This is a genomic window from Clostridium manihotivorum (genome assembly GCF_004015185.1).
Classification (GTDB): Bacteria; Bacillota; Clostridia; order Clostridiales; family Clostridiaceae; genus Clostridium_AR; species Clostridium_AR manihotivorum.
Genome location: NZ_CP025746.1, coordinates 4,220,997 through 4,240,163, shown reverse-complemented (window position 1 = coordinate 4,240,163; position 19,167 = coordinate 4,220,997). Strand labels below are relative to the sequence as shown.

Annotated in this window: 10 protein-coding genes and 1 pseudogene; all 11 read left to right on the top strand. The window is 31.7% G+C overall.

What is annotated here, in order from left to right; translation table 11 throughout:
• Positions 1-710: 710 nt before the first annotated feature.
• The 11 genes and pseudogenes from C1I91_RS19075 (at position 711) to C1I91_RS19020 (ending at position 18,917) form a co-directional block, all read left to right on the top strand.
• Positions 711-2,537 carry an SNF2 helicase associated domain-containing protein gene (locus tag C1I91_RS19075; RefSeq protein WP_128214299.1) on the top strand — a complete coding sequence of 609 codons (1,827 nt, stop codon included), beginning with the start codon at positions 711-713 and terminating at the stop codon, positions 2,535-2,537.
• Positions 2,538-2,652: 115 nt separating this feature from the next.
• Positions 2,653-3,855, top strand: coding sequence for an IS701 family transposase (locus C1I91_RS19070; RefSeq protein WP_128214298.1), 1,203 nt, complete (start codon positions 2,653-2,655; stop codon positions 3,853-3,855).
• Between the two features lie 57 nt (positions 3,856-3,912).
• Positions 3,913-5,361, top strand: a pseudogene (locus C1I91_RS19065) (DEAD/DEAH box helicase); the annotation flags it as partial.
• A gap of 165 nt (positions 5,362-5,526) precedes the next feature.
• A complete protein-coding gene (gene fliB, locus C1I91_RS19060; protein WP_128214296.1) occupies positions 5,527-6,684 on the top strand; it encodes a flagellin lysine-N-methylase in 1,158 nt (385 codons plus the stop codon).
• Between the two features lie 122 nt (positions 6,685-6,806).
• Positions 6,807-7,655, top strand: coding sequence for an Rpn family recombination-promoting nuclease/putative transposase (locus C1I91_RS19055; protein WP_128214295.1), 849 nt, complete (start codon positions 6,807-6,809; stop codon positions 7,653-7,655).
• A 465-nt stretch (positions 7,656-8,120) separates the two neighbouring features.
• The gene (locus C1I91_RS19050) at positions 8,121-9,608 is read left to right on the top strand and encodes a TIGR02677 family protein (RefSeq protein WP_128214294.1); all 1,488 of its coding nucleotides are present in this window, start codon (positions 8,121-8,123) and stop codon (positions 9,606-9,608) included.
• On the top strand, positions 9,608-10,762 hold the full coding sequence (locus tag C1I91_RS19045; RefSeq protein WP_128214293.1) for a TIGR02678 family protein: 1,155 nt from the start codon (positions 9,608-9,610) through the stop codon (positions 10,760-10,762). The genes C1I91_RS19050 and C1I91_RS19045 overlap by 1 nt, the downstream gene beginning before the upstream one ends.
• Entirely contained in the window at positions 10,762-14,847 is a 4,086-nt protein-coding gene (locus C1I91_RS19040; protein WP_128214292.1) for a TIGR02680 family protein, read from the top strand. Before C1I91_RS19045 ends, C1I91_RS19040 begins: the two co-directional genes overlap by 1 nt.
• Before the next feature lie 5 nt (positions 14,848-14,852).
• On the top strand, positions 14,853-16,145 hold the full coding sequence (locus C1I91_RS19035; protein ID WP_164880589.1) for a TIGR02679 family protein: 1,293 nt from the start codon (positions 14,853-14,855) through the stop codon (positions 16,143-16,145).
• 195 nt (positions 16,146-16,340) lie between these two features.
• Positions 16,341-17,288: a hypothetical protein gene (locus C1I91_RS19030; RefSeq protein WP_128214290.1), complete on the top strand. Its 948-nt coding sequence runs from the start codon at positions 16,341-16,343 to the stop codon at positions 17,286-17,288.
• Positions 17,289-17,984: 696 nt separating this feature from the next.
• On the top strand, positions 17,985-18,917 hold the full coding sequence (locus tag C1I91_RS19020) for an Rpn family recombination-promoting nuclease/putative transposase (protein ID WP_128214288.1): 933 nt from the start codon (positions 17,985-17,987) through the stop codon (positions 18,915-18,917).
• Positions 18,918-19,167: the final 250 nt, after the last annotated feature.

Here is a 19,167-nt window from a genome sequence, read left to right as displayed (position 1 = left end):
ACATTCGTGTATACTAGTTTCAATCAATATAGGCATTATTGATTAATGCAGTTAGCGGTAAAAGGAAGGATTATAGTATATGGAGCATAGGGCAAAAGAGAATATAACTAAAGAAAAATAAATATATGGTTTAAGAAAAGTAGGTTTGTTAGATGTTTTGGATGATGAAACCATTTCATTAAAAACCGGTTTGCTAATAGAAGAGGTTGAAAAGCTCAGAAAATAATAAATAGCACAATAGTTTAATTGAGTCTGTTTTATGTAGAATAGCAAATAGTTATCCTAGAAGAATCGGAGAATATAAACTGTTAAGAAATTGCATTGAATTTATTTTAATGCAATTTTTTATTTATAAAACAATACTCTACTAATTTGAAATAGGCGCTAAATTAACTTTGAGATTGAGAAAACGAATATTATTGTGGTAGAAACGCAAGTTTAAATCTATAGATTTTTAGGATATAATAGAAAAGATAAATCTGTATTGGAATATAAAGGATAGAATAATATATGTATGGATTACCTTATGGCATTAGAAACTTTAAAGAAGGTATAGATTCACATATCTAAATAAGTATATAAAATTAATAAAATAAAAAATAAATTCAAAATATTAAATTAGGTACTTTTATTGTAGGACATTTTAAAGTATCCTCTTTTAGGTACATTTAGATAGGAGTAAATTGAAAAAACTGGTGGAGGATTGAATTGTGAGAATAACAGAAGCATTACTAAAACAATGGACAGATGATATTACCTTTAAAAGAGCAACACAATATTATGAAGGTGATTTTATTGAACCTTTACAAATAAAGCAAACTGAGATAAGAGGTTCTAAAAAGTGTAAGCAATTGGATATTTATGCAAAGGTAAATGCTTTTAATGGGTTTAATACCAATGAAGTAAATATACAATGGGATAGCCTATCAAATCAGATAGAGGTAAAGTGTAATTGTCAGGAATATGAAGAGAATGATTACGAAGATGATGTACTTTGTAAACATATTGCAGCAGTGCTTTTAAAGTATAGTAAAGACTACCAACATAATTTAAATGGTGCTCCAAAAAAATCTGATATAGACTCTTTAATTGAAGCTTTCAATGAAGTTTCTGAAATCAGTGAGGATTATAAAAGAGAACTGAATATGGAAATAAAGTTCTTTGAAGCTTTAGCTCATGAGAGACCTTATATCGAACTTAAATTAGGGCTGGAAAAGAATTATGTTGTAAAAAACATGAAGAAGTTCTTAAGTTCATTAATAAGTGGCGAAGTTGTAGAGTTTGGAAAGGGCTTTACCTACGAGCCTAATTTACATAAATTTAATGTAGTAGACGAAAAAATAATGGAATTGTTCATGGAAATAAGAGATATAGAAGGAGATCGTACTAGCTACTATGATTATTATAATTCCTATAACAATCCAATATTTAGCGGAAAGAAGCTTGCATTAACAGATAGAATATTATATAAATTTTTTAAATTAGCAAAGGAAAGAACCATTGATATTACGGTAAATGGAACAGAGTACAAGGATGCAAAGATAATAGAAGGCACCATGCCATTAAAGTTTAGAATGGGTATGAAAAGCGAGATTATAGAGTTAGAGCAGGAAGGTAGTATACCAAAACCTCTAGATAAGGAATGTAGAGTGTTCTGGTATGAAGGAAGCATCTATCTTCCACCGAAGAGTCAGTGTTCCTTGTATGTGCCTATCTATAAGTTAATATCAAGTAAAAATAATAAAAAGGCGGTTTTTAGTAAGAAGGAAGGAGAAAAGATAGCTTCTTATCTTTTACCTAAGCTAAAAACTGTGGCTAAGGAAGTTGCCTTTGACAAAAATATTAAAGAGAACTTTTATGAAGCACCTCTTGTTAGTAAAATTTATCTGGATAAAAAAGATGATATAGTTACGGCGACCTTAAAGTTTAACTATGATGAAATAGATATTAATCCACTAGACAAAAGTGGCTCTAAAAACACTGATAAGATATTGATTCGTGATATTAAAAAAGAAGAAAATTGTGAAGGTATATTGAAAAGCTTTGGCTTTGAGGAAGAGCAAAGTAATTATGTGATGAAAAATGAAAATAATATAGTAAGCTTTATTACAGATGGAATATATAAGCTTCAAGAGCTAGGTGAAGTGTATTATTCAGAAATCTTTAAGAATACCAAGGTTTATGGCAAATCAAGCTTAAAAGGTGGAATTAAGCTTAATGAGGATAATATGTTGGAATTTTCCTTTGAGCTTGAAGGGGTTAGTAGAGAAGAGCTTAAAAACATATTCAGTGCCTTGAGAGAAAAGAAAAAGTATTACAAGCTTAAAGAGGGTGGCTTTGTAGCCCTTGAGGATAAATCAATTGAAGCGCTTGGTGAGATGATTAGCTTTTTGGATATAAAAGATAAGGATTTAAGCAAGGAAAAGATACTGCTTTCAAAATATAACGCCTTGTATCTTGATGAAAAAATCAAAGATAAGGAAATGGATTATGTAAAGAGAAGCAAAAACTTTAGAGAACTTACCAATAATCTATAATAGTGCAAAAACACTTGAATAATTTTACAACTAAATAAAATAAAAAAACATTTATGCTAAATCTTTGTTATAATTGAGTTCCCACACAACAACTACAGCAAGGAGATTTGCATAAATGTTTCAGAACACAATTATATCAGATGAGTTATCAATACACAAATTCTTTAAACAACTAAATTTTGATTTATACCTAACAAAACCACAACTAAAGCATCTAGAGAGCATTGTAAATGCTATGCTATCAAAAGGCTATAAAGGGAAAATGTCCGATATAGCGGAGCTTGCTTCGCAAAGGCATCGAACCAGTATTACTAGATTTCTAGCAAGCAGTTCATGGAATGAAGATTTTTTAATTAAAGCCTTAAAAAAATTAGTTGTAGAATTAATTTGGAGCAAATCTAAAGAAACTAACAAACCAATATACTTTATCATAGATGATACTATTTCTGAAAAAACTAAGCCCTCGTCAAAGGCTAAAAATATTATTGAAAAATGTTCTTTTCATAATTCTCATCTCAAAGGTAAAACAGTGTACGGTCATCAAATTTTAGTTTCATTGCTTTCTTGTGATGGTTTGGTACTTCCTTATTCAATAGACATTTACGATAAGGATTTTATGAGTAAAATAGAACTAACTCAAAAGTTAGTTGAATCACTACCTAAACCTGAAAATAAAGGCTATGTGTTGTGTGATAGTTGGTATAGTTGTAAAGCTATTTTTAATAGTTCCGAAAAAGCTGGTTACAGCTACATAGGAGCTATAAAAACTAATAGAGTAATTTATCCTAAAGGACATGAAAGGCTCGGAGTAAAACTTCATAAATTTGCAACAACACTCGATATAGATGACTTTGACCTTGTCACAGTTAAAGATCAAGAATACTATATTTATAGCTATATTGGAGATTTGAAGGATAGAAAAAATGTTACCATTATTTTAAGCTATCCTAAAGATTCCTTCCATAAAGACGGTTCACTAAAAACATTTATAGCATTGGATAACTCTTTAGTTCCCTTAGATATTTTAACTCAATATACTGACCGATGGGCGATTGAGCCATTTTTTAGAGATTGTAAAACTTACTTAGGACTAGACGGATATCAAGTAAGAAGTGAAAAGAGTATCAATAGATATCTTGCAATAATGACTATAAATTATACTTACTGCAAATTATACTCTAATGAATCATATCACTTTAATACTGGATATAAATCAGCCAAGAAAGCTCTAATAAAATCTAAAATAACATATATCTACGAAGCTGCCGCTACCGGAAAGTCACTAGAAGAAATTTTTAAAACATTAAAAATAGCTTAGTTAATCTTTTGGTTATTTAACTGTAAAATTATTCAAGTAAAAACGCACTATTATAGCAATAATATACGAGATGTAAGAGATATGGAATATAACCTGCCTGAGTCACTAGACAGCATTATGCGTAACTATCAGAAAACAGGCTTTAAATGGTTTAAGACCTTAGCGGAATATGGATTTGGAGGTATACTTGCAGACGAAATGGGACTTGGAAAAACCCTTCAAACCATAGCTTTTTTGCTATCTGAAAAAGGAAATAAGCAATCTATGGTCATAGCACCAACTTCCCTAGTATACAATTGGCAAAGTGAGATAGAGAAGTTTGCTCCTGAATTGAAGGTGTTAGTAGTAGCTGGTTCTAAGAAGCAGCGTGAAGAGATGATAAGCGACATAAATAATTGCGATGTTGTGATTACTTCCTATCCACTGATACGAAGAGATATAGAAGAGTACAAAGAGATTACTTTTAATTACTGTATTCTAGATGAAGCGCAACAAATAAAAAATCCATTTTCTGTGAACGCCACTGCTGTAAAAGAGCTTAAGGCAAAGGGTTATTTTGCGCTTACGGGAACACCAATAGAAAACTCTTTAACGGAGCTTTGGTCGATTTTTGATTTTATTATGCCAGGATATTTACTTACCCATGATAAATTCACAAAGCGATATGAAACCCCTATAGTAAAAAATGGCGATGTAACTGCATTAAAGGAATTAAATAAGCACATAAATCCATTTATTTTAAGAAGATTGAAAAAGGATGTTGTTAAAGAATTACCGCCTAAGATAGAGCATAAGCTGGTGGTAGAAATGACAGAAGCTCAGAAAAAGCTTTATGCTGCATATCTTGATGAAGCTAAAAATGAGATTGATGAAGAAATAAGAGAAAATGGTTTTAATAAGAGTAAGATAAAGATCCTTTCTATCTTAACAAGACTTAGGCAAATATGCTGTGACCCTTCTGTATTCATAGAAGAATATGAAGGGGACAATGGAAAGATGGAAGCTTTACAAGGAATTTTAGAAGACAGCATAGGCCAAGGGCACAGGATACTTTTATTTTCACAATTTACTTCTGTACTTAAAAATATCAGAACTAGACTTGATAAAAATAACATGAAATATATGTATTTAGACGGAAACACTAAAAGTAAGGTTAGAATGGATATGGTTACGGAATTCAATGAAGGAGATGCAGAAGTATTTTTAATCTCTTTAAAAGCTGGAGGAGCAGGGCTTAATTTAACAGGAGCAGATATAGTAATACACTTTGATCCATGGTGGAATCCAGCAGTAGAAGAACAAGCTACAGATAGAGCCCATAGAATCGGCCAGCAAAAAACTGTAGAAGTTATAAAGCTTCTTACAAAGGGCACAATTGAAGAAAAAATATATAATCTGCAGGAAAAGAAGAAAGAAATGATTAAAAACGTAATGGATGAGGATATGAATGAAGATAACATCATAACTCAAATGACCCAAGAGGATTTGGAGAGTTTGTTTGTATAAGCAGACAGCAGCTGATAAAGGAAACTATATATGCCTTAAATAATGAGAGCAAAGGATAGTGAAAAGAGCAGCCTTAAGGGTTGGCAGTAATTTAAAGCACACTATAAAAATCAGTTATATAAAAATATGGCTGATTTTTTAAATATATATAGGATGAGGGGAAAAATGAAGATTCGAGTACCAAGTTATTTTAAAGAGTTCAAATGCATAGCTGCAGATTGTGAAGATACATGCTGCGCTGGGTGGGAAATAGTAATTGATGATGAAAGCTATAATAGATATAAAAAGGTAACTGGAGAATTTGGGAAAACACTAAGGAATAACATAATTAATTGCGATGGAGAAAATATCTTTGTGCTAAAAGGTGATAACTGTGCTTTTCTAAATGAAAATAAAATGTGCGATATATATTCCGAACTTGGCGGGGATAGTCTATGTCATACTTGCAAGCAGTATCCTAGATATACTGAAGAGTTTGGAGGTTTACGTGAAATAGGGTTATCACTGTCCTGCCCAGAAGCAGCTAGAATAATATTAAGAGACAGTAAAAAGGCAGTGTTTGAATTAAGTGAAATCCAAGAGGAAATCACATCGTACAATGATATCAATGCTATGCTTTTTATTAATCTTTTGCAAAGCAGAAAGATAGTTTTTGCTATACTACAAAATCGTGATATTACTATAGAATATAGAGCTTCTTTAATCTTAAAATTTGCTAGTGAAATTCAAGCCTTAATAGATGAAAATGATATAACTGCAATAAAAGCTGTTAACGAAAAATACTTAAACAAGGACAATAAAGATGAAATCATCAACAGTCTAGTGCAGTATGAAGCTAAAGGAAATATTAAATATAACAACATAAAGGAATTCTTCCAAGTGTTTAAAGAGTTAAAGCATATAAACTCTAAGGACCCACTAGAGCTACATAAGGTATCAAGTTATTTCTGGAAAAGCAATAGTGATTCTGAGCTTTATTTGGATAAGCATAGACAATTTGATGACTTCTATAAAGACAAGCTTTATAAATTTGAACATCTTTTGGTTTACTTTATATTTAGATATTTTATGAAAGCTGTTTTCGATTATGATGTAGTTGCAAAAGTTAAAACAGCAGTGGTTAGTTATTTAATGATTAAAGAACTGTTTGTGTTTAGATGGATAGAAAGTGGAGAATTTACTGATAAAGATTCTGTAGATATAATCCACATGTATTCAAAAGATGTGGAACATTTAGAAGAAAATATAGAAAAGTTAGCAGAGCTATTTGAAACTAATGAGGTATTTAGTTTAGATGGATTTTTAACTACATTGATGAATTAATTTTAAAATAAATTTTTAGCAACAGTTGGGTAACTATATTTTAAGAAATCTGGATATAGGGTATAATTAATGTAAGTAAGCCATTTCTAACACAAAAAAGGAATCTATGGAGGTGAAATCTTATGCTTAAAGGACTTTTAGACCCAAAGGTAGACTTTGTATTTAAGAACATATTTGGTTCAGAAAAAAATCCAGAGATACTCATATCTTTTTTAAACGCGATTTTAAAGCCGAAGGATAAGATTACAGCGGTTGAGATAAAAGGAAATGATATAGAAAAGCAATTTGTTGAAGATAAGTACTCAAGGCTCGATGTTAAAGCCACAACTAGCAACAATGAAATAGTTAACATAGAAATACAGTTAAAGAATGAATACAATATGGTAAAGAGAAGTCTTTATTATCTAAGTAAGATGTATGAAGAGCAACTAGGAGAAGGAGAAGACTACTCTAAGTTATGTAGGACTATATGTATAAACATATTAAATTTCAAGTATTTAAAAACTGAAAGATTTCACACTGGCTATAGGCTAAAGGAAATAGAGACTAACGAAGAACTTACAGACATTATGGAGATGCACTTTATTGAAATTCCTAAGTTAGACAATGATACAGATGAAAAGGATATGCTTGTAGCATGGACAGAATTTTTGAAAAATCCTGAAAGTGAAAAGGTAAGAAGCTTAGAGCTTACTGTAGAAGAGATAAGGCATGCGAAGGATAAATTAATAAAAATGAGCAATGACTCAGTGCAAAGAGAGATTTATGAGATGAGAGCAAAAATATTAAAGGATAAGGTTAGTGCTCTTAATAAAGCTAAAGAGGAAGGTATGCAGCAAGGTATAGAGCAAGGTGAGAAAAATAAAGCCATAGCAATAGCTAAAAATATATTAGACGTTTTGGATGATGAAACTATATCATTAAAAACTGGTTTGTCTTTAGAAGAAGTTAAGAAGATTAGGAAGCAATAAATAGAACGATATCTTAATTATTCATGTTAAATAATATTGATAGTTAAAGTTTTTTATAGGATATCATAAATTCGCAGTCCTATAAAAATTGAGACAGATAATTATTATTGTAGAATAATGAGAATATATACAATATAATGAAGTTGCATTGGATTAATCCTAGTGCAACTTTTTCTATAGTAATGTAGAAAATTTTTATGCCGATTAAACTTAGTTGTTTCAATGATTATATAAAAAATTTTATGGAGCTATAGTGAAAAATGCTTCCTGTAGGATCACATATATATTTAGAAAATTAGATTCAAAAAAATCTCGTTGAAGCGAAATATATTAATCAGATTGATTTGCCATGGTAGCCTAATATATCATTAGTATACTGTTAAATTATAGAAATGGAATATCTATATATTAAATTTTATGATCATAAGTAAATTAGCAGTACAAAACGAATTAAGAGGTGAAGTAATGAAAATAACCAATAAGCTCACGAAGCAAATAGATGAAATGAGATATGTTACAGCTGAAAATGCATGGAGATATAGATCAATTTTGAGATTTTTTTATCTTCAGTATGAGAAGATGAAGTATTGGATGTATAAAGACGAAGTATTTGAAGAATTAAAAAAGCATGAAGAGTTTAGGGAATATACCATAGATAACTGTAAGCAGGACTTAGATGTACTTATTGGCTGGAAGAACCTTTTAGCTATCCAAGATACTTCAAAGGTTTCTACAGTGGAGGAGTTTAAAAACAAACAATTTAGGTATCAGCTTTCTGAGTATAGTGTTGAGATTGAAAGACTTACCATAAGGCTTGAAAACATATTTGTCGAGAGTGCTTCCTTAGAGCCATCTCTACTTGAAAGAATAAAGGAAGAGCTTAAAAAACTTCCACAAATGGTAGAAGAGGAGGAGCGAGAGGTTGGAAGCTGGTGGAGCTCCTTAAACAGTGATTTTAAGAGACTTAACCAAAACTATCAGGATTACATAAGAGATTTGTATAGTTTAAAGGCTGAAGAGCTTATGAAGACTAGAGAATTCTTGATTTTTAAGGATAAGTTCATAGATTACTTAAGAGATTTTATTAAGAGTCTTCAATATAATTCTAATGCGATAGAATATATCTTAAAGAATCTAGCTGAAGCTGATATTGGTAAGGTTTTAGAAAAAGCCTTTGAATATGAAAAATCCATACCAAGGATTGATTTAGAAGTTTCAGAGGTTTTAATAAGAGAAAATATTTATGGTAGATGGGAGAGCTTAAAAAGTTGGTTTTTAGGTTCAGAAGGAGCTGAAAGCGAGGTTTCAAAGCTGTTAAATATAACTAATGAAATCATAAGAAAGATAACTAGGTATGCAGCTCAAATTGCTGAAAGCAGAAATAGCGCGGCTAACAGAAAAGAGGAATATAAAAAGCTCTGTGAAATGTTCTTAAAATGTGAGGATATAAATGAAGCACATAAGCTTTCCAGCGTAGCCTTTGGAATTTTTAACATGAAGCATATTAAAGGAGAAGTGGAGAGAAACACAGAGAGTATAAACAGTGGAATATTTGAAGAAGAGCCTTGTATGCTAAGTGTAAAGCCTAGAATTAGAGCTTATAGAGAAAAGGCTTCAAGAAGTCCTATAAACAGCAATGAAAAAAGGAAAAGCGAAATGCTAAGCAGGATAATTAAGCAGAGGGAAGAGGAAAAGAAGGTTATGGATAGCTATATAATGGATGATGCCATAGACTTTTCAAAACTTCCAAGGATTGAGCCTCATGTAAGACTTACTCTCCTAAGATGGCTTAGTAAAGGGATTAATGCCTCTGACAGAAGGGGCAAGACTGAGGATGGAAGAGTGTTTAAGGTGGAGAGTCCAAAGAATAAAGAAGATAGATGTACTCTTCTTAGTGAAGATGGTGCCTTTGAGATGCCGGCCTATGTTATAAGATTTGAGAGGGAAATTTGATGAAAGAACTAGAAATTCTATTAGAAAACTACTGGATAGACAAAAATAAAGATAAGGAGCTTTATTATAAAATTAAAGATAGTGTACCAAGCTACAAGAGCTTTATTTCAGACAAATTAGGATATTCCTTAATTGTGAACCCATATTTAATAAAGCTTGAGAAGCTTCCAGGAAGAGCAGAAGGCTGGATGGGGATAAAAGATTTTGATAACACCATGGAGTATGCTTTTTTATGTCTTTTATTAATGTTCTTAGAGGATAAGGGGAGAGAGGAACAGTTTGTTTTATCAGGAATTACTGAATACATACAAGGGAATTTTATTGGAGAGGAAAAAGTTGACTGGACACTTTATAGACATAGGAGATATCTTATAAAAGTTTTAAGATTTGCTGTAAATATAGGTATGATAAAGGTTGATGATGGTGACGAACAAAACTTTGCAAGCTCTCTTGAAACCGAGGTCTTATATGAAAGCACAGGACTTTCTAGGTATTTTGTTAGAAACTTTACCTCTAGTATTTTAAACTACAACAGTTATAAAGACATTGAAAATGAAGAATGGGGAGATATCGAAATAGATAGAGGTATTGCCAGAAGGCATAGAGTATATAGAAAGATTGTCATGTGTCCTATAGTATATAATGAAGGAACAGAAGATGTAGACTATGATTACATAAAAAAGCAGAGAGGACTTATAGCAAGCGATCTTGAAAACTTTTTAGAATATGACTTTCACGTACATAGAAACGGAGCCTTGGTGGTTCTAAATAATGAAAAAAATCTAAAAGATTGCTTTCCAGGGGGGAGAGCTATCAGTGATGTGGTACTGTTTTTTAACAGAATGATTTTAGAAGAAATTAAAGAAAAAACTATACAGTTAAAGGCAAACGATACTGCAATTATTTCAAGAAGTCATTTTGATGATATGGTGGAGAAACTTAAAAGGTATTATAGCTATGGCTGGAGTAAGGAATATCGAGAGATGAGCATAGCTGCTTTAAGTGGAGAAATTCTCAGCTTTATGACGGATTTTAATATGCTTAGAGTTTTAAGAATGGGAAAAGAGATAGAGTTACTTCCTTTGATAGGAAAGGTAGCTGGAAGTTATCCAAGGGAATTTGAAGAAGCAGCAGTAGAAAAGGAGGATAATTAATGCAAGAAAATAGGTGGATTATAAATAGAACAGGATTAGTTAACTTTTGGTATTATGACGAAGAAGAATTTAACTTTTCAGATGGAAGATTGCTTTTAAGAGGGTCAAATGGTTCAGGAAAATCAGTTACCATGCAAAGTTTTATTCCACTTTTGCTTGATGGTAACAAAAGTCCTGAAAGATTAGACCCCTTTGGATCAAAGGCAAGAAAGATAGAAAACTATCTTTTAGGAGATGAAGATAGCGGCAAGGATGAATCATTAGGTTACTTATATATGGAGTTTAAAAAAAGGGAAACGGAAAATTATCTTACAATAGGCATGGGTTTTAAAGCGGTTAGAGGAAAGTCTATAAAGTCATGGGGCTTTGCTATAACTGACGGAAGAAGAATAGGAAAAGATTTTTTCTTATATAAAAATGCAGGGGAAAAGCTTCCTTTAACCATGAAGGAGCTTGAGAACAGGCTTGGTGCTGGAGGGCAGATAAAAGAAGGGCAGAAGGATTATATGAAGCTGGTAAATGACCTTGTCTTTGGTTTCTCAGATGTTGAGGAGTATGATGAGATGATAAAACTTTTGGTGCAGCTTAGAACTCCAAAGCTCTCTAAGGACTTTAAACCTACGGTAGTATATGAGATAATGGAAAACTCTCTTCAGCAGCTTTCAGAAGATGACCTAAGACCTATGTCAGAGGCTATTGAGAACATGGATGGTATTAAAAGCAGATTAGAGGAGCTTAAGGAAGGTAAAAAGGCAGCAGACAAGATAAGAACGGCCTTTGACAAGTACAATACCTTCATCATAAATAACAAGGCAAAGCTCTATATTGATAATAAAAGTGAAGCAGAGAAGCTTGAAAAGGAAGAAGACACTTTTGAAAAGGAAAAAAGCAGAGCAGAGCTTGCCAGAATTGAGGCAGAAGAGGAAATAGATAATATAGATATAAGGCTTAAGACTACTGAAGAAAAAAGAAGAGAGTTAGATAAACATGACAGCGTTAAAATAAGAGAAAAGATAGAAATTCTTGAAGATGACATAAAGAGCTATAACAAGGAAAGAAGTGAAAAAGACAGTCACCTACAAAGAAAAAAGACTAGCGAGAAGGAAACTTACGATAATATAAGAAGTCTAGAAGGAAAAAAAGAAGGTGCTGCTTCAAGATTTCAAGATAAGATTAACATAATGGATGACATAGCTTATGAGTTTTCCTTCGATGAACAGCAATTTTTAAAGGATGAAATAGGTAAAGAAATAGATAAGGAATATAGTTTTTCTTACATAAAAGATAGATTAAACAAGTATACCAACAGTATTGATAAAGCTTTAAAGGTCATAGAAGAGGAAAGTAAAAAGAACCTAGAGTATGACAAGGTGCTTCACAGTCTTGAAAAAAGTAAAAAAGAAAAAGAAGAAAAGAATAGAGTTTTAGATGAAACCCTACTGCTTTTATCAGAAACAAAGGAAGAATATATAGAAAAGCTTTATGGCTGGAGAAAGGATAACCTAGAACTTAAACTCAGCGACAAAGCCATGATTGATATTTCTAGAGAAGTCAATGGTTTTGAGGCTTCAAAAAGCTTTGATGGAGTGCTTGCGCATATAAGAGAAGAATATAACGGGTTTCAAGAAAATTTAAATAAAGAACTTTATGAAGAAAAAGGTAAAAGGGCAGAGCTTCAAAAGAAAGCTACTGTTAAAAAAGAAGAGATAAAGCAGTGGAGAGACAAGAAGGATCCTGAACCTCCTAGAGAAGATAAGGTTACTGAAAATAGAGAAAAACTCACTGAGGAAGGTATTCCATATATACCTTTTTATAAGGCAATAGATTTTTTACAGGATATCTCAGAAGAAACTAAGGGGAAAATCGAAGAAGCCTTACTAGATATGGGAATCTTGGATGCCCTAATAGTGCCAGAAGGCTTTAGAGCTAAGGTTATGGCAAAAGATAGAGAAGGGGCAGATAAATACTTGTTTTCAGAACCCAAATTCTTAGTTCATGAGCTTTCAGAGTTGTTAAAATCAGAAGCAATAACTGTAAGTGGACTTAAAAGAGAAGAGGTTGAAGATGTACTTAAAACCATACTTATTGACGAAAGCAAGGATTCTACTTATATAAATGAAAACGGTGATTACAGCATAGGGCTACTAAAAGGAAGGGTAAGTAAAAGCTATATTCCCAAATATATAGGGGTTGCAGCAAGAAAAAAATATAGAGAAGAGCAGATAGAAAAATTATCTCAGGAATTAATACTTTTAGAAGAGGAGTTAAGTTTAATAGATAAAAAGCTTGCAGAAATAAATAACAGGTTAGAAAAACTAAAGCTTGAATATAACAGCCTGCCACAGCAAAAGGATCTTATAGTTGCTGTAGAAGAAGTTAAAAAAGCACAATTTGAGTATGATATGAGTGTAAGCCAAGTATTAAAAATCACTGAAGAAGAAAGAAAAGTATATGGAGAACTTAAGGAGCTTAAGGAAAAGGTGTATGAACTTACGCACAGTATCCCGATTAAGCCTAATCTAGAGGAGTATAAAAATGCTTTAGAAGCCTCAAGGGATTATAAGGATGAGCTTTACGAACTAGAGAAGCTTCATAGAGAAATACTTCAAATGTCTGAGAAAATAAAGCTTTTAGAAGATCAAAGAGAGACCTTGTTAGAGGATATAGATAACCTTCTTTATGACATAAATCTATTAGAAAGAAGGAGTGATGAAGCAAAAATTAATTTAAATAACCTAAAACAGCAGCTTCAGCTTTCTGATTATGAGACTATAAAGCTTGAACTAGAAGCCTGCCTAAAAGTTTTGAAAGAATTGCCAAAACAAAGGGAAGAAGCGGTAGTAAAAAAAACCGATGAGAAGAACAAGTTTGAAAGAAGTGTTGAAAGATTAGAGCAGCTAGAGGAAAGGCTTGCCTACTATAAGAAACTTTCAAACTATTATGAGCAGGTATTTAAGGAAGAATGTAGCCTTGGTTATTATATCGTAGTAGAAGAGAATGAAGACTATTTTAAGTTGGCAAAGAAAATAGTAAGAGAAAGTCTTTCAGAAGAGAAGAATGCTAAAGAAAGAGAAGATTATATAAGTACACTTCACCAAAGATTTCACGAAAACAATCAGTACCTTAGGGAATATAATGTACGAGTAGAAAATCTTTTTGATTTCCTAGAGTATGAGGATGAAGTTATAAATAAAGCAGCAGCTCAAAGAAAAAGACTAAACCTCGTTGGAAAAGTAAGAGGAAAGGATGTTAACTTCTATAAGCTTCTTGAGTTTATCAACGAAGGTATAGAAGAAAACGAAAAGCTTTTACGAGAAAGTGATAGACAGCTCTTCGAAGATATCTTAGTTAAAAATATAAGTAAAAAGATAAGAGCTAAAATCTTCCACAGTGAACAGTGGGTTGACAAGATGAATGAACTTATGGAATCCATGAATACCTCCAGCGGACTATCCTTTAGCTTAAAATGGACTAGTAAAAAAGCTGAGACAGAAGAACAGCTTGATACTAAAGAACTGGTAGAACTTCTAAAACAAGATGGAAATCTTATGAAGGAAGAGGATTTAAATAAACTTTCAGAGCACTTTAGATCAAAAATAGCAGTGGCAAGAAGAGAACTTGAGGATAAAGGGCAAAATCAAACCTTCCACGTCATTATGAAGGAAATCTTAGATTATAGAAGATGGTTTGAATTTAAGCTGTTCTTCGTAAAAACCGGTCAAAATAGAAAAGAGCTTACTAACAATGCCTTTTACCAATTTTCCGGCGGAGAAAAAGCTATGGCTATGTATGTACCACTGTTTTCCGCAGTATATGCAAGATATAAAGGCGCAAGGAAAGATTGCCCAAGAATTATCGGCTTAGATGAAGCCTTTGCAGGCGTAGATGAAAAAAATATTTCTGATATGTTCAGGCTTCTTGACGAACTTGGTCTAGACTATGTTTTAAACTCTCAAATACTATGGGGAGACTATGAAACGGTACCTTCCTTAGCTATATGCGAGCTTATAAGACCAGACAACGCAGATTTTGTTACGGTTATAAGATATAATTGGAACGGAAAAGTAAAAGAACTGGTGGTGTAGACTATATGCAGGGAGAAGAAACCTTAACACAACAGTGTATTAGTTATTTCAAAAGCAATGCAGGCTATAAAAGAATATTTCAAAGAATAAGAGAAAAGTATGAATCCTTAGGAAGCCTCGGAGGAACAGTAGTATTAACCAATCTAAAGGAAGAGGAAAAGGAAGTTTTAACAGGACTCTTTAGAAAAGACTACAATAAAAAGAACTGTTCTTTTAAGGTAGAAAATTTTATTAAGGCCTTAGATAACACAAGGTTTGAAGGAGTAAACTTTCAGATGGTTTTTGAAGGCTACTTCGGAGAGAAGATACTCTATAAAAAAGAAGAAAAGACAATTTATGAGAAAGAAAAAACTGCTTTCTTAAAAGATATTATTAATAGTCTTAGAGGTACAAGAGGAGAGGGGTGGCTTGAATATATAGTACAGACAAAAGAAAATCCTTATAGGATCATAAGTCAGAGGTATGATGAGAATAAGGAAAGGCTAAGAGCAAATTTATTATTGGTATGCCACGGTTTTAACAATTTGTCATTTGAAGAAAACAAATTAGTTAGACTTGCAGTATTCTCTTCTGCTATCAATAGAGACCCCCATGGATTTGATATTAATACAGACATTGGAACCCTTTTGATCTACGCAATAATTTACAAGTTAAAGATGTCCTATCCTGAAAATGCAGAAGAGTTAAATGAAGTATTATATAAGGCTGGAATCATAAGAGATGAAGTTTCAAACTTTACTCTATGCAGTGGTCTTACAGCTTATAAAGGGGATAAAGAGCATATGGGCTGGAGAGGTTTTTACGAAGACTGTGAACCTCTCCAGGTTTCTCTTTGGAACCTAAGCAAACTAGACAAAATCAAGAGTCCACTAGGAAAGGTTTATGTATTTGAAAATCCCACAGTTTTTAGTGAAGTACTTTATTATACTAGTGAAATTAGACCTTCACTAGTATGTACCTTTGGTCAATTCAAACTAGCATCATTAATATTACTTGATAAACTAGTAGATAGCGGTGCAACCATATATTATTCTGGGGACTTCGACCCAGAAGGTCTTTCAATGGCTGATAAGCTAAAGCAAAGATATGCACATAAAGCTATATTATGGCGATATGAAGCAGAAGACTATCTGAAGATACAGTCTGATGTAGCTCTTTCACCGGCAAGACTAAAAAAGCTAGATAAACTAAAAAGTAAAGAGCTTCAAGCTATTTCTACCATAATTAAAGAAAAGAAAAATGGAGCATATCAGGAACTTTTGATTGATGAGTATATAAGGGATATAAAAAGTCACTGAGTTTTTAAAAATTATATTAATGATTTTGAGGAAGAGGATTGATAAATATTTAACTAAACCCTTTGATTATTATATTGAGAGGGGAGGGGAAAACTATTTCAGGAAGAGTTGGTAGAAGCCTAATAATGGGAAAATCCTTATTGTAAAAATAAGTTACATGTGAAGGTCGATAGATGCTTTTTGGAGGGTATGGTTATGATATTTGAAGATAAGTTGGTTAAAATAGTGGAAAACAAAATAGATTTGGATTTGGCAACAACTGAATATAAAGTAAGTGTTTACGATGAAATAGAAACATATTTATCTGAAAATAATTGTAGTGAAGGCATATATTTAGTTAATAAGCGTAAATTGGAAATGTCAGCATATGTTGAAGGGATAAAAAATGATTTAGCTGAACTGGAGGAAATTTGCAATAATATAGAAGTTGCATTAAAGAATTTAAATAAGGAAAATGATAGATATCAAAGTATAATAAATATCAATAGCAAAAAAGTTTATATAAGTAAAATTAATGATAACTATAGCTTTATTTATTTAATTGGATATGACTATTATACCAAATTGTATAAGTATGGAATTATTGAAGCAGAAGTATATAAAGATAAGCTTAGGAAAATTAAAAAGAAGATAGGATTTGCACACGAAGATAATTTGGTAGATTATACGGATTTTAAGGTGTATTTTAATGAATCTTTAAGGAAATTTAATGAGGCTGGCAATCTTGGTGACTTAGATTTTATAAGGGATAAAATCAATAAAGATTTAGCAGAGTTGTTTAATACTGAAAGTTTAGAAAAGTATTTAGTAGTTAATAGTGAACATATAAAAAAGTTGACTGATATTTCAGGGTATGAAATATTTAGCAAACTTTATGAAAATTATGATTTAAATAGAGTAAAAATCAGGTTGATTTTAGCAGGATATTCGACTGATAATGTTAAATTTATAGATTTAGTTAGAACCAAGATACATTGTAATAATGTATTAGACTACTTGAAAGATCAGAAAGAAAACAATGATTTTTATCGGATAACATTTGAAAAAGATAATGAGAAGATTAATTTTTTATTAAAAGAGCTTAATATGAGTTTAGCAGAATTGGAAATAGCAGTTGATAAATTGAATTGTAAAAATGAGTAAGATTATTTTATGTATTATTTATTTTCTAAGAAATTTTGATATAATATAATTAAGAAAAGTTTAGTGCATCAACACTAAGCCAATACTTAGAACATTTATTTTGTTTTAGGGCTATTGGATTAAATCAGTTTATTTAAGAGATGAAAGCACTAATCTTTGCGGGATGTGTGCTTTTTCTCTTTGCTATCAATTTCTATATGCAAACCGGGAAAATTAATCTTGATTATTAACTTTGAGATAAAAAGATTATTCTTTAAGGCTAGTCTAATAATATAAAGAGCAGTAACACTTTTTATAATCAATTCTAGTATATCCAATACCACCCCACTAGCTATGATGAAATAATTCACCAATAGTCCGGGAGCGTAAAGATTAATAATCTTTACGTGCAGTATTAGGAATGCATAAGGGAGAAAATGTTCAAAATCTCCGCAGCCATCCTACCTTCTGTATATATTTGACTCCCTATTGCTATGTATTAAATAAATGTTGTTATAGATTTCGGTAGATAAGTTTTATTTATGAAACTATTAAAGTTATGGCTGTTTATAGGGTTATTATATTGAAAGTTGATCTGAAAATTCTATATCCAATTAAACAGAACTTATAGATTTATTTGGTTCAAGAAAAGTAGGTTTATTAAATGTCATACGTGGTATATAATTAAAGTAAAAGGATTTACGGAGGTGCAATCTTATGTTTAAAGGACTATTAGACCCAAAGGTAGATTTTGTATTCAAAAACATATTTGGTTCGGACAAAAATCCAGAGATACTTATATCCTTCTTAAATGCGATCTTAAAGCCCAAGGATAAGATTACAGTAGTTGAGATAAAGGGAAATGACATAGAAAAGCAATTTATAGAAGATAAGTATTCTAGACTAGATATTAAAGCAACTACTAGCAACAATGAAATAGTTAACATAGAAATACAGCTTAAAAATGAATATAATATGGTAAAAAGAAGTCTCTATTATCTAAGTAAGATGTATGAAGAGCAACTTACTGAAGGAGAAGACTACTCTAAGCTATGCAGGACCATATGTATAAATATTTTAAATTTCAAATATCTAAAAACAGAAAGCTTTCACACTGGCTATAGGCTAAAGGAAATAGAAACTAACGAAGAACTTACAGATATAATCGAGATGCATTTTATAGAGATTCCAAAGCTCAAAGATAATACCGATGAGAAGGATATGTTAGTAGCATGGACGGAATTCTTAAAAAACCCTGAGAGTGAAAAGGTAAGAAGCTTAGAACTCACAGTGGAAGAGATAAGGCAGGCAAAAGATAAGCTCATAAAGATGAGTAACGACTCAGTGCAAAGAGAAATATATGAGATGAGAGCAAAAATACTAAAAGATAAGGTTAGTGCCCTTAATAAAGCTAAAGAGGAAGGTATACAGCAAGGGCTAGAACAAGGTATACAGCAAGGGCTAGAACAAGGTATACAGCAAGGAATACAGAAAGGCCTAGAGAAAGGCCTGGAGCAAGGACTAGAGCAAGGTGAGAAAAATAAAGCCATAGCAATCGCTAAGAATCTATTAGATGTTTTGGATGATGAAACTATATCATTAAAAACGGGCTTGCTAATAGAAGAGGTTGAAAAGCTTAGAAAAAATTAAATTTAAAATCTAAAGTAAAATTGTTGATTCACTGCGTCATATTTATTTAGCGATTAAATCTCCTAATGGTGAGAGCGAGAAGATATGTGGAAAGGTAGATAAATGAAATTAGCTGAGAATAGCTATAGAGGTAGTGGAGAAATCCACTACCTTTCATTTTGCAGTTTAAATAGTAAGCTATTTTGTCTATAATAAATAATAATTAGGTATAAAAAATAGTAAGCGATGGAACATATACCGTATTGAAAAA

What these genes read in the sequence shown, in the direction of transcription:
- C1I91_RS19070 (WP_128214298.1), top strand. Translation starts at nt 2,653, where the DNA reads ATGTTTCAGAACACAATTATATCAGATGAGTTATCAATACACAAATTC.
- fliB (WP_128214296.1), top strand. Translation starts at nt 5,527, where the DNA reads ATGAAGATTCGAGTACCAAGTTATTTTAAAGAGTTCAAATGCATAGCT.
- C1I91_RS19055 (WP_128214295.1), top strand. Translation starts at nt 6,807, where the DNA reads ATGCTTAAAGGACTTTTAGACCCAAAGGTAGACTTTGTATTTAAGAAC.
- C1I91_RS19050 (WP_128214294.1), top strand. Translation starts at nt 8,121, where the DNA reads ATGAAAATAACCAATAAGCTCACGAAGCAAATAGATGAAATGAGATAT.
- C1I91_RS19045 (WP_128214293.1), top strand. Translation starts at nt 9,608, where the DNA reads ATGAAAGAACTAGAAATTCTATTAGAAAACTACTGGATAGACAAAAAT.
- C1I91_RS19040 (WP_128214292.1), top strand. Translation starts at nt 10,762, where the DNA reads ATGCAAGAAAATAGGTGGATTATAAATAGAACAGGATTAGTTAACTTT.
- C1I91_RS19035 (WP_164880589.1), top strand. Translation starts at nt 14,853, where the DNA reads ATGCAGGGAGAAGAAACCTTAACACAACAGTGTATTAGTTATTTCAAA.
- C1I91_RS19030 (WP_128214290.1), top strand. Translation starts at nt 16,341, where the DNA reads ATGATATTTGAAGATAAGTTGGTTAAAATAGTGGAAAACAAAATAGAT.
- C1I91_RS19020 (WP_128214288.1), top strand. Translation starts at nt 17,985, where the DNA reads ATGTTTAAAGGACTATTAGACCCAAAGGTAGATTTTGTATTCAAAAAC.